The organism is Paenibacillus sp. MDV22-iso6, from assembly GCF_058408365.1.
On record NZ_JBZVDZ010000004.1, the window covers coordinates 549414 to 562318 of the forward strand.

At 48.1% G+C, this 12905-nt stretch carries 10 protein-coding genes and 2 riboswitches; of the genes, 3 read left to right on the forward strand and 7 right to left on the reverse strand.

Going from position 1 to position 12905, the window contains the following annotated elements:
* Nucleotides 1–29 precede the first annotated feature (29 nt).
* The 5 genes from AC4PM4_RS14520 to gcvH form a co-directional block, all read right to left on the reverse strand.
* A complete protein-coding gene (locus AC4PM4_RS14520) occupies nt 30–1181 on the reverse strand; it encodes a mannitol-1-phosphate 5-dehydrogenase (protein ID WP_400346172.1) in 1152 nt (383 codons plus the stop codon).
* On the reverse strand, nt 1178–1612 hold the full coding sequence (locus AC4PM4_RS14525) for a PTS mannitol transporter subunit IIA (RefSeq protein WP_024633110.1): 435 nt from the start codon (nt 1610–1612) through the stop codon (nt 1178–1180). Before AC4PM4_RS14525 ends, AC4PM4_RS14520 begins: the two co-directional genes overlap by 4 nt.
* Complete coding sequence (locus AC4PM4_RS14530; RefSeq protein ID WP_491613918.1) at nt 1609–3714, reverse strand: BglG family transcription antiterminator; 2106 nt, start codon at nt 3712–3714, stop codon at nt 1609–1611. The genes AC4PM4_RS14525 and AC4PM4_RS14530 overlap by 4 nt, the downstream gene beginning before the upstream one ends.
* On the reverse strand, nt 3714–5180 hold the full coding sequence (locus AC4PM4_RS14535; protein ID WP_079697443.1) for a PTS mannitol transporter subunit IIBC: 1467 nt from the start codon (nt 5178–5180) through the stop codon (nt 3714–3716). Before AC4PM4_RS14535 ends, AC4PM4_RS14530 begins: the two co-directional genes overlap by 1 nt.
* A gap of 564 nt (nt 5181–5744) precedes the next feature.
* A complete protein-coding gene (gcvH, locus tag AC4PM4_RS14540; protein ID WP_063566882.1) occupies nt 5745–6134 on the reverse strand; it encodes a glycine cleavage system protein GcvH in 390 nt (129 codons plus the stop codon).
* A gap of 347 nt (nt 6135–6481) precedes the next feature.
* Nucleotides 6482–6604: riboswitch (glycine riboswitch) on the forward strand.
* A 3-nt stretch (nt 6605–6607) separates the two neighbouring features.
* Nucleotides 6608–6708, forward strand: a riboswitch (glycine riboswitch).
* 197 nt (nt 6709–6905) lie between these two features.
* Between gcvH and gcvT the strand changes: the two genes are divergently transcribed.
* The 3 genes from gcvT (at nt 6906) to gcvPB (ending at nt 10977) form a co-directional block, all read left to right on the forward strand.
* The gene (gene gcvT, locus AC4PM4_RS14545; RefSeq protein WP_491613919.1) at nt 6906–8042 is read left to right on the forward strand and encodes a glycine cleavage system aminomethyltransferase GcvT; all 1137 of its coding nucleotides are present in this window, start codon (nt 6906–6908) and stop codon (nt 8040–8042) included.
* Nucleotides 8039–9394: an aminomethyl-transferring glycine dehydrogenase subunit GcvPA gene (gene gcvPA, locus AC4PM4_RS14550; protein WP_063566880.1), complete on the forward strand. Its 1356-nt coding sequence runs from the start codon at nt 8039–8041 to the stop codon at nt 9392–9394. The genes gcvT and gcvPA overlap by 4 nt, the downstream gene beginning before the upstream one ends.
* 95 nt (nt 9395–9489) lie before the next feature.
* On the forward strand, nt 9490–10977 hold the full coding sequence (gene gcvPB / locus AC4PM4_RS14555; RefSeq protein ID WP_072734812.1) for an aminomethyl-transferring glycine dehydrogenase subunit GcvPB: 1488 nt from the start codon (nt 9490–9492) through the stop codon (nt 10975–10977).
* A gap of 144 nt (nt 10978–11121) precedes the next feature.
* Here the strand turns inward: gcvPB and AC4PM4_RS14560 are convergent, their stop codons facing one another.
* Both AC4PM4_RS14560 and AC4PM4_RS14565 read right to left on the reverse strand, forming a co-directional pair.
* A complete protein-coding gene (locus tag AC4PM4_RS14560) occupies nt 11122–11904 on the reverse strand; it encodes a hypothetical protein (RefSeq protein ID WP_143021569.1) in 783 nt (260 codons plus the stop codon).
* Nucleotides 11901–12881, reverse strand: a complete 981-nt coding sequence (locus AC4PM4_RS14565; protein WP_090809516.1) for an ABC transporter substrate-binding protein — start codon at nt 12879–12881, stop codon at nt 11901–11903. The genes AC4PM4_RS14560 and AC4PM4_RS14565 overlap by 4 nt, the downstream gene beginning before the upstream one ends.
* Nucleotides 12882–12905: the final 24 nt, after the last annotated feature.

Here is a 12905-nt window from a genome sequence, read left to right on the forward strand (position 1 = left end):
AATATTATTTTGTATTGAAATACAGAACGTTACTTCTGCATTTGTTGATAATGCGCTACAGCCTGCTTCAGTACAGGATGACTCTCATCCATGGACGTATACTGGCTGAGTGCTGCTTCAATCCCTTTTTGCTGGATCGTAGTCTGGAGTTCCACCGCTTCCGGGTCTTCGGATACGTCAAACTTGCAGGCAGCGGCCATACCCATCGCCAAAAGTGTTGTCTCCGTTCCATACTCGTAAGCCTGGAGAGCTGGGCGAACCAGACGGTCATTCGGGGACAGTTTCCGCAGTGGAGAACGTCCTACACGAGTTACCTCATCCGTCAGATGCGGGTTAACGAACCGTTCCAATATTTTGGCAATGTACAACTGATGATCGTCGGCATTGAATCCAAAACGCTTCACCAAAACGGCTCCGGTTTCCTGCAAGGCACCATATACGATGGATTTGACTTTTTCATCGGCAATAGCCTTCTGAATTGTATCAAACCCATTCACATATCCAATATAAGCGGCAATACAGTGTCCCGTATTTACGGTAAACAGCTTCCGTTCGATATAAGGCTCCAGATCATCCACATACATTACACCCTCAACCGGTTTGAACGCAGGGGCCATTTGTGAACGGTCAACAACCCATTCATAGAAAGGCTCTACCTGTACATGCAATGAATCTTCATGATGCTGAATCGGCACAATCCGATCTACGGCAGAGTCCGGGAAATACACGTACTGATCCGCAAGCAGGCGAGTCCGCTCATCAAGCAGGCCATATACATGTTCTTTCAGCTGAGTGCTGGCTCCAATTGCATTTTCACAGGCAATAATGTGAAGGGGCTGGAAGACATCGCCCGTTCCCAATCTGGACGTAAGTCCTTTGGCAATACCGGGAGCAATATGTTTCAGAATGTTCACGCCCACTGCAGTTGTGATCAGTTCAGCTTCTGCAACATTCTGAGCAACGGTATCCAAATTGGTTCCATCGATTGCACTCACACCGGTAACTGTCTCCAGGTCTTTGGCCTCGTTAGCCAGTTCAACCGTATACTCTCCACGCTGCTCTAGAGCCTTAACCAGCTCCTGATTAACGTCGGAGAAAACAACATTGTAGCCTGCACGGGACAGAATCAAACCGATAAAGCCACGTCCAATATTACCTGCTCCAAAGTGAAGGGCCTTCATAGTTCCATTTCACTTTCCAAAATAGTGATGACTTCTTCGGCGGTTTGAGCATGACGCAAAGCTTCCATGTTCTCTTCCTCGGCGCAGATGACTGCGATGCTGGTCAGGATCTCCATATGTTCTCCACCTTGAGCGGCGATACCAATGACCATATACGCTTTTTCTTCCCCAAAATCAACACCTTGCGGGAACTGAATGACGGAAATGCCTGTGGACAGGATGAATGATTTGGATTCCTTCGTGCCGTGTGGAATCGCAAGTCCGTTGCCGACATACGTGGAGACAATCTCTTCACGCTCCAGCATTTTGTCGATGTATTCAGCGGTGATATGTCCCGCGTCTTTCAAAATTTGACCTGCCATACGAATCGCTTCGTATTTGTCCTGAGCCGTTGCATTCATGATGACTTTATCTTTAGTTAACACACTCATGTTTGAATACCTCCAATTTCGGTTTTGCTGCGGTAAAATCCCGCAAGTTCTTGGGACAAGTAATGAATAAGATCATCCCGGTTGCCTTTTTCAAGTAATGCAATCATTTCTTCCTGCAACAATAGCGCACTGATTTCACTCAGTACCTCCAAACTTTCCTTCGATAACTGTCTGGGTCCAAGCATCAAGAGCACATGGCTGACACCTGCCGGGTCTTCCGGCGTGCGTAGAAGCGGCTCTGTCAATTGGAACAGCGTAATTGAAGGACTGTGAATGCCATCACTGCGTGTATGAAACAGAGCGAGGGAAGTTCCGGGAATCTTCTGACTTCCAACAGCTTCACGCTCCTCCAGCAGCCTGGCAATCTCATCTGGATTATTCAATACACCGGATTGATGCAAAACGCTGCACATGGCGTAAGCCGTTTCTAAAAATCCGATCTCCTGATTATCCAGCGGGAACACCTGAAACTTGCCGATTATCTGTACGATTTCAATCAGGGTCGCTTCCAGTCCAACCGGATCGGAAATTCGTCCTGTTGTCCCTGAGTCTGCTTCAGGTGGGGGACTATGTTCCCGCTGAAGCGTCGTTGTCCTGATGAAGTTTCTTAAACGTTCACTTTCTTCTGCCGTCAGCAGTGGGCTTACCTTGTAGTATTGATGTTTATCCATCGGCAGATCCACGGTAGAGAGAACCAGATCATATTCCGTCTTCGGTATACGTGCGGCTTCATACCAGGACACGCTGTCCACAATCCGAATTTCGGGAATTTCCTTGGACAGACGGCTCGATAACATCCGTGAAGATCCAATCCCACTCGTACAGACGACGACAGCCCTGATTTCACGCTTCAGCACCCGCAGCCGTTCAATGGAAGCACCGAAGTGCATTACCAAAAATCCGATCTCCTCATCCGGCACATCCGTATTGGGCCAAGCCTCTCGCACGGCTTTCTTTACATCCTCAAACAGTGATTCATAATCCTTGCGGATCTGCTGAAGCAACGGATTACGGATGAGCTGCCGCCCATCCATTCGTTCCAGCACCGGCTCTATATGGGCAATCAGACCTTCACGAAGCAGACGATCCTCATGGAACGAATAATGAGTTTTCTCCTGCATTCGATCTGTAAGAGAACGAACCATGTCGAGTAAGACCAGATCGTCTATGGGCAGAAGACGCGAGGAATGAATCGATTGCTCGATTTCAACTAGCAGCCTGTGAAAATAAGCCTGCTCCTCGCCGACAAACTCCAGCCCAAGCTGGGCAGATAGAACGCCGCACAACCGTGAAGCCAAATATTCCGGCACCTTCCGCTCATCTTGCAGTGGATTCCCAACGTCATTTTTGTCCTGTTGTGTGCCCCGACCTATGCCAAAACCTTTGCGAATCCGCACAACCGCTACAGACAATTGGATCAGCAGCTTCATGTATTGACGTTCCGGGATATTTTCCAACCACTCAATATCCGGCTGCCATAATGCATTTTCGACCGTAAGTACATCCTCATGCCCTATCATTTCCAGAAGTTTGCTGTTTACTTTGGAAACTCCCTGCTCCGCTTGTCTACCGAATAAATCGGATTCATCCAGATATTCAAGAGCGAGCGCGGAAATAGCCATGCGATGAGCCAGCTCGCTTCCATTGATCTTGACCCCATATCCACGTCTGCGAACCAGCTTCAATCCAGCCAGCTGAATGCGTGGTTCCAGATCGTCCAGATCATTGCTTGCCGTAGACACGGTTACCTTCAGATCTGAGGCCAATGCAAGCAGCTTCACAGGCTCGGATTCATCCAGCAAAATACAAAGCATGAAGAGTTTACGCTCTTCGGGCGTAAACTCCACATATTCGTTAAGCTCAAGTTGTTGACGCAATACGGCCAAATCATCGGAACCGGGATCAATTCGAACCCCGGTTCCCGATTTTTTTTCCAATCTCATGCCAAGGGGCTCAAGCCATTGTTCAATCATCTGCAACTCTCGATGTACGGTACGAGTGCTTACTTTGACCACAACAGCTATATCGCCAGCAGTTACCTCATGAGGATGCTCCAGCAGGAACTCCACGATCTCACGCTGTCTCCTTGTAATATTACTCATCAGGAGTCGGATTTGAGGCGCTCCACCAGTGCCTCATATTCAGGACTCTTCAGGAAGTTATCGATGGAAATATGCTCTGCATTTGGAGCCACGGATTTGGCCCGGTCAGTCAATGTTTTCTGTGTGATGACGATGTCGGCATCTTGTGGAATCTCACTGATCGCCGTGTTGGTTACAGCGACATCCACACCGGCTGCCTTCATTTTCTTCCGCAGAATCGAGGCACCCATGGCACTCGAACCCATACCTGCATCACAGGAGAATACAATTTTATTGATATCCGTTTTTACTGCCGAAGAAGCAATATCGGCTGCACGGTCAGCTTCACGATTGTCTTTATCAACGGTGAGGTTACCCGTTTTGCCCTGATTTTTCATATCTTTCATGCGGCTGGAAGCACTATCCAGATCTTCGTCATCCTTCTGTTTACCTGTTTTGAGCAGTATGGATGCCACGAGGAAGGAGATAACCGCAGCTACGGCTACCCCGGCAAACATACCAAGATATCCGCCCTTAGGTGTTAACAATGAGTAGGCAATGATACTTCCCGGTGACGGTGCAGATACCAAACCAGCTCCTGTCAGCATGAAGGTCAATGTACCCGCCACACCACCAGCCATCGCAGCCAGAATCAGTATCGGTCTCATCAGAATGTAAGGGAAATAAATCTCGTGAATCCCGCCAAAGAAATGAATGATTACAGCACCTGGAGCGGAAGATTTGGCTGATCCGCGACCGAAGAAGCAGTATGCCAGCAAAATGCCGAGTCCAGGTCCTGGGTTGGATTCAAGCATGAATAATACGGATTGCCCCAGTTCTCTTGCTTGATCCGTACCAATCGGTGTCAGAATCCCATGGTTGATGGCATTGTTCAGGAATAATACTTTTCCTGGCTCAATGATCAGGTTGACCAGCGGGAGAAGACCAGCGTTCATCAAAGCTTCTACCCCAGCCGATAACACCTTGCTAATCGCTTCAACGAAAGGCCCGATGCCTTTAAGGGCTAGAAGGGCCAAAATCCCACCAATAATACCAGCGGAGAAGTTGTTAACCAGCATCTCAAACCCTGATTTGATTTTGCCATCGACAGCTTTGTCAAATTTCTTAATGACCCAAGCTCCCAATGGTCCGGCAATCATGGCGCCAAGGAACATTGGAATGTCACTGCCGACAATAACCCCGATGGTCATTATTGCACCGACTACACCACCACGTTGGCCGTGTACCATGGTACCGCCTGTGTAACCGATAAGCAAAGGCAGCAAATATTTGATCATTGGATCAACCAGCAATGCAAAATCTGCGTTAGGGAACCATCCTTTTGGAATGAACAATGCCGTAATCAAACCCCAGGCGATAAATGCACCCATGTTCGGCATAACCATACCACTCAGGAAACGTCCAAACTTCTGAACGCCGACCCGTATTCCTCCGCTTTTTTCGGACTTTGCGTCCACTGAACTCATATTGAAAACCTCCTCAACATATTAAACCTTAATTCCACTGAATTTTGACAACGATGATCCAGACGAACAAAGGTACAAATCTTCAATAAATCTTAATTTACAACCATATCGTAAATGAAAACGGTATCTTCTACAACGAAATGAAAACCTACTTCCGTCATGAACGTTGATGACAAGATTTAAATTTAAAGGATTGTCCCATGTTTGAACCTTGTATATGGAATGGAACCTGTTATTCCCTTTCATGTATCATACCCACGAAATGCCCCATTTTAATGACAAACGAAATTGTAAATTTATTCTATTTGAACGAGCTGTTTCTATCTCAATTAGAAATATTGATGAAACACGTTAATTGATATTCATTCCATCCCTTTCGTCTGTTAACAACGAAAAAGCGCAATTGCCTCACCCTGTCCCAGGTGAGGCAATTGCGCCTAAGTATTCTCCGAATGAGCTGTATCACCATCCGGATCTATAATCAATCGATTCATTTTTATTACGTTAAACGAACTTTTCCATTAAGCTGAAACTCCGTATCTAGCGGAAATTTGCACCTTAATATTATTCCGTATGTTTACGATACGCATCCGCGTTCATCAATGTGGAAAGTGCTGCTGTGAGGTCGCCCTCAACACGAATCTCGATCATCCAGCCTTCCTCATATGGGGAGTTGTTAACCAGCTCCGGGGAATCCTGCAATGCATCATTCACAGCAATAATCGTTCCACTGACAGGAGAAAACAAATCCGAAACGGTTTTGACGGATTCAATCGTTCCAATGCCGTCTTCCGCTTTTACATCCGATTCAAGGTCAGGCAATTCTACAAACACAATGTCACCCAGCTGATGCTGCGCGAACTCGGTAATGCCAATACGTACGGTATCCTCCCCTACGGTCTGCACCCATTCGTGCTCTTCACTGTACAGGAAATCACTTTTCAATTCGCTCATCGATATCCGCCTCGCTTTTCATTAATGAGTGCATGCGTTTCTTTGACCTTAACCTTTTTCCCAGAACATAGCGTATGATATTTTCGATTCAAATGTCAAGATACCTCACAATTTATTTGTTTTTCTTCCTTATATGCCTGTAACTCAAATGGACCCTCCCTACATATAATGGTGAATATTAGAAAAGTAAGCGCACTCTTTATAAATAGACGTACATTTTAATGTTAATTAAAAATTTCATTCGGATTTTTTGTTCATATCTATGATATCGTTCTTGACATCAATAGACGATTCAGGCTTTAATGAGAGTAGTAAATGTGTTTAATTGGTCTATGCAATACCCGCGGATGAATGTAAAGGGAGAGATTACCCTTGACACCCGAATCAGGGTGTACATGCGGTAACGCCGAAGGAGTAAGCCACCGACAAGCGGAGGTGAATCTCTCAGGCAAAAGGACTTTTACGGGACGCAACTCTGGAGAGCATCTAATCGCCCTGTATGGGCGTTATGATCACCCAAGGGGAAACCTGCTGCATCATTCGGCGGGGTAACTCTCAGGTACCAAGGACAGAGCCTAAGAATACAGCGTGCTTCTGGCATGCCGATTCTTTGGCCTGTCCTTTTCCTTTTTCCCAAAAAAACGAAAACAGGTTATAGAGCGGCGCTGCCTATAGCGTCCTTACCTTACTTTTATAATAAAATATGATGCCAGATTCATTGATCCACGGTTACACACTCGGCCGGTTGACGGCCCATGACGAGGTGATTGGATGTCCGATTTGCTTAGAACCCCACTCTTTCCACTCTATCAGCAATATGAAGGCGTACGATGCATTGATTTTGGTGGCTGGGAGCTCCCGGTACAATTCAGTGGAATTCAGAAAGAGCACGAAGCGGTAAGAGAACGTGCCGGATTATTTGATGTATCCCACATGGGTGAATTCACCGTACAAGGTGAACACGCAGAAGCTTTTTTACAGTACATGACCACCAATGATATAACAACACTCGTTCCCGGTCAGGCCCAATACACGTTAATGTGTTATCCGGATGGCGGCGTGGTCGATGATCTGCTGATCTATAAACTGAAAGACCAGCATTATATGCTGGTAGTTAACGCCTCCAACATCGACAAGGACTGGGCATGGCTGCAACAGCACATGACGCCAGGCGTAACGATGACCAATGATTCGGATCAAACGGCGCTGCTTGCCCTGCAAGGTCCGCTGGCAGTCGATATTCTCGGAACGGTGACAGATACCGATGTGTCTTCGATTGAGCCTTTCCGATTTGTAGCAAATGCGAAGGTATGTGGCGTTACATTGCTGTTATCCCGCACCGGATATACCGGTGAAGATGGCTTTGAGCTCTATGTTCCTGCGGAACAAGCCGCTGCGGTCTGGAACGGATTGATGCAAGCCGGAGAAGGTCACGGACTCGTTCCGACTGGACTAGGCGCCCGGGATACGCTGCGCTTTGAAGCCAAGCTGCCCCTGTATGGACAGGAATTGTCTGCAACCATCTCACCGCTGGAGGCTGGCGTAAGTATGTTTGTGAAGCTAAATGCAGGACCGTTTATCGGACATGAAGCCTTGTTGCAGCAAAAAAATGATGGGCCTGCCCGAAAGCTGGTCGGCATCGAAGTGCTGGAGCGCGGCATCCCTCGCCCTCATTATCCCATTTACGCCGAAGGCGTGCAGATTGGTGAAGTGACCACAGGCACTCAGTCGCCTACGTTGAAACGCAATCTGGGGCTGGCCTTGATTGATAGCAAATATGCTGCACTGGGTACCCCGCTGGAGATTGAGATTCGTGGCAAGAAATTGAAAGCCGAGGTTGTGAAGACCCCTTTTCATAAACGGACACGTGCGCCAAAGACACCTACTCAAGGAGCTGATCAAGCATGAGCAAGCATCGCTACATTCCCATGACCGAGCAGGATCAGAGTGCCATGCTGGCAACCATCGGCGTGGAAACGATTGAGGATCTGTTCCATGACATTCCACAGGAGATTCGCTATCAGGGCGAACTGCCTGTTTCCTCCAAACTGGATGAATACGCACTGACACGTCATATGTCGAAGCAAGCGGCAGCGAATGCCAACTTCGAGACACACGCCAGTTTCCTGGGTGCAGGCATTTATGATCACCACGTTCCCTCCGTCATTAATCATGTCATCTCCCGTTCCGAGTTCTATACAGCCTATACACCTTATCAACCCGAGATCAGCCAAGGAGAATTGCAGGCGATTTTCGAGTTTCAATCCTACATCTGTGAGTTGACAGGCATGGCTGTAGCCAATGCCAGCATGTACGATGGTGCAACTGCATTTGCGGAAGCAGGCAATCTGGCCGCAGCGGCAACCCGCCGCAAACAACTGATTGTGTCACGTACCGTGCACCCCGAATCCCGTCAGGTATTGCAAGCTTATGCTCACGGCCTCAATCTGGAGATTGTTGAGATTGGATATCAAAATGGTGTAACAGACTGGGATGCCCTGCAAGCCGCCGTGTCCGATGACACCGCAGCCGTCATGATTCAAAGCCCGAACTTCTTCGGCGCCGTGGAAAATGTAAAACAGGCCGCAGACCTTGCGCATGCGCACAAGAGCCTGCTCGTGGTCAGCGCCAACCCGCTATCGCTGGGTCTGCTGGAAGCCCCAGGCAAGCTGGGTGCTGACATCGTCGTTGGCGACGCGCAGCCCCTTGGCATCGCCGCTTCACTCGGCGGCCCAACATGCGGATACTTCGCCGTATCCCAGGCTCATATGCGCCGAATTCCTGGCCGAATTGTAGGCCAGACAACGGACCGCAACGGCAAGCGTGGTTTTGTACTCACGCTGCAAGCACGGGAACAGCATATCCGCCGTGAAAAGGCGACGTCCAACATCTGTTCCAACCAGGCGTTGCTCGCGCTGAGCGCCTCTGTATATATGTCCATTATGGGTAAACAAGGCATGATCGACGTTGCTGATTTGAATTTGCAAAAGAGCCATTATGCCCTTAATACGTTTACCGCAATTCCAGGCGTCTCTCTTACGTTTACCGCCCCTACGTTCAATGAGTTTGTTATCCAACTGCCTGAAGGAACAAATGTGGAACCACTGCAACTGAAATTGCTCGATGCAGGTTTCATTGGCGGGTATGAACTTGGCCGTGATTATCCCGAGCTCGCCGGACATATGCTGATTGCAGTTACTGAACGACGCAGCAAGGAAGAGATCGACGAATTCGCACGTGTATTGGAGGGATCGCTGTGACTCAGGAAACGACAACAAAGACAACTACGACGACATCAGCACAAGGACAATCGGAAACGGTAACCTCTATCTCCACTTCGGGCCAACCTGAAACTATCACAACAGACACTAACCAGGCTGCCTCTCCAGCACCGGAGCAATCGTTGATTTTTGAACTCAGCAGTCCGGGTCGGGTCGCTTATTCGTTGCCCGAATGCGACGTTCCCCGTCAAGCTGTGGATTCCCTGATTCCCCGGGAAATGCTTCGGTCGGAAGCAGCAGCATTGCCTGAGGTTTTTGAAGTTGACGTCATTCGCCATTACACTGCCCTGTCTCGTCGTAATTTCGGGATAGATAACGGATTCTATCCGCTGGGCTCTTGTACGATGAAATATAATCCGAAGATTAATGAGGATGTGGCCCGTTACAACGGGTTCGCCAAAATTCATCCATATCAGCATGAATCCAGCATTCAAGGTGCACTTGAACTGCTCTACACGTTGCAAAATGACCTTGCCGGACTTACCGGGATGGACGCCGTTACGCTGCAACCGGCCGCTGGTGCACATGGCGAATGGACCGGGCTCATGATGATCCGTGCTTACCACGAAGGTCGTGGTGAACGGCGTACGAAAGTCATCGTACCCGATTCTTCTCATGGGACCAACCCGGCAAGTGCAACCGTAGCAGGTTTCGAAACGGTAACGATTCCTTCCCGCGCAGACGGTCTGGTAGATCTTGACGCACTTCGCGCAGCTGTTGGTTCGGACACCGCAGCGCTCATGCTGACTAACCCGAATACACTCGGACTCTTTGAAAAAGACATTCAGGAGATTGCCTCCATTGTGCATCAGGCAGGTGGCTTGCTGTACTACGATGGAGCCAACTCCAATGCCATTATGGGCATCACCCGACCTGGCGATATGGGCTTCGACGTGGTGCATCTGAACTTGCATAAAACGATGAGTACTCCGCACGGCGGAGGTGGACCTGGTGCCGGCCCGGTTGGTGTGAAGAGCCGCTTGATTCCATTTCTGCCGAAACCGATGGTCATCAAAAATGATGAGGGTATATATGCATTGGATCGCGAAGGTGATCAATCCATTGGCCGGGTCAAAGCTTACTATGGTAACTTCGGTATTCTGGTCCGCGCCTATGCCTACATTCGTACTTATGGACCTGAAGGCTTACGCCGGGTATCTGAATGTGCGGTGCTCAACGCCAACTACATGATGGCCCGTCTCGCACCTTACTACGAGATTCCGTATCCAGGCGTGTGCAAACATGAATTCGTTATGTCTGGCCGGGGGTTGAAACAGTATGGTGTACGTACACTGGATGTTGCCAAACGATTGCTTGATTTTGGGTATCACCCGCCAACCGTGTACTTCCCGCTGAACGTCGAGGAGTGCATCATGATCGAACCAACCGAAACCGAGAGCAAAGAAACCCTTGATGGGTTTGTCGATACGATGATTCGCATTGCCAAGGAAGCAGAAGAAACGCCTGAACTGGTACTCAATGCCCCTTACGGCACACCGGTTACCCGTCTGGATGAAACAACAGCAGCCCGTAAACCTGTACTGAACTGTGCTTGCAGTTAAAAGCTAACCTCTAATAAACTAATGAAAACATATTCAGTCGTTGATAATCATTAATAAATGCCAAAAACAGCCGCATTTTGCTTTCTGCGCGGCTGTTTTCTTTATTGCTTATTAACCTGTCAGCTTTATTTTATCTTCTCCGGTCTAGGGCTTCCAATTGGCCCGTTCCTTCTTGCCCAATCGCGGACAGGTGTAACAATAGGAGCGACCTTGTCGTAAATATTGCAAGCAACAGACGTTTTTGATCGCAAGTCTCTTCGTAGGCTCCAGCGGATGATCAATCATCCGAACCCTGACACGAAGCGGATTCTTGGCCAGACCAAATACATCAGCTTCCAGACCATTTTGCAGCACCAGTTCATCAGCGGCAAACTGACGCAAGAGAGCTTCATCGTCTTGATACGTATTATGAATATTCTCCCTGTAGTTTTGCAGAGCCGTTGGCAACTGCCCCCACAACATGCTGACATGCAACCCAGAAGCTTTGGACAAACACTCCATGAGGGGACGTGCAGTCTGACTGTAAAAACGTCTTAATTCTGCTTCAAGCCAGACCGTTCTTTCCTCCGAATCCTTCGGAGCGAGAGTGACATCCATGTTCTCAAGTTGAAAAGCAATTCGTGTATACCCGGTTTCCTTCATCAAATGTATACTCAGATTGGCTAGCGAAAAATTCGGAGCTGAATCATGGACGGATACGGTATATTGCAGCGCAGCTGCCACATCCCCGAACCAACTGGTGAAATAGGCTGCGGCAACCGTTAGATCCTGTCCCTCGATTAACTGTTGATAGGCGGACAAAAAGCTTCTCATTGCCTCCGGATCAACAATAGATTCTCCACATAGCGATGCCACGGGTACACCATTCAGTTCCTGTACAAGATTAAAGTGCTTCCCCAGTTCCTCACGAATCCGGTCATTCATCATTCGCCGAACAAACGATTCAGGTCATCCAGCATGGAAGTAGCCGCATTGGGTCCATACCCGCCAAACCACGAATCTGAAGCCACCTGGAATACCTGATTATTTTTAACAGCCTTCATGTTTTTCCAAATCCCCAAGGTCTGCAGATTGTTATAGATCTCTTCATTATCATTGATAAGGATAATGTAATCCGGATCGATTTCTGGCAACTTTTCATTAGACAATACTTCATAGCGACTTTCAGCGCTTGTCACGGGGAAAACAGCCGGTCTGGAGAAACCGAAATCATCATAAAGCCATTTGTAGTCCATGTCTCCGTAATACCGAATATCATTTCTTATCCGCAATACCATGAGTGTCTTACCCTCTGCTTTGGCGTGAACTTTTTGGATCGCCTCAGCTTTATGCGTTTCATAGGTTTTTATCACTTCTTCTGCCTTTTCGTTCAGACCAAAGGCCGCCGCGGTAGCTCGAAATGCCGTCTGCCAATCAGGTGCCACATATCCATTCTCAAGCATGGCCGTTGGAGCAATTTTGGCATAATTCTCGTATTGCTCTTTGCTGTTCGTATCCGTCACAATCAGATCTGGTCCAAGAGAGAGCATTTTCTCTACACTGACCTTACCTTGATCACCGATGATAGCCACATCATTCAAGAATGGCTTCAAATATAACGGAAAATCTTCGTTCTGTGATTTTACTGTAGCTTGTGGCGTCATGCCAAGTGCAATCAGGTGATCCGTCAAATATGTCACTGTGGAAGCGATATTTTCTGGCTTTTGTGGTAATGTCTGCTCACCATTTGTATCCTTAAATGTAAACGTGGCATCTTGGGACTCTTCCGAAGCCGCTTGTTCCTGTTTCGTCGGTTCTGCCTCAGACGAACCTGACTTCTCTTTGTTGCCACAGGCCACAATCAATAATAGCACCGCAAGCAAAACTGCTGTTAACGTGAAGTAGCGTTGATTTCGTTGTTTCATTTTCTACAGATCCCCTTATTCATT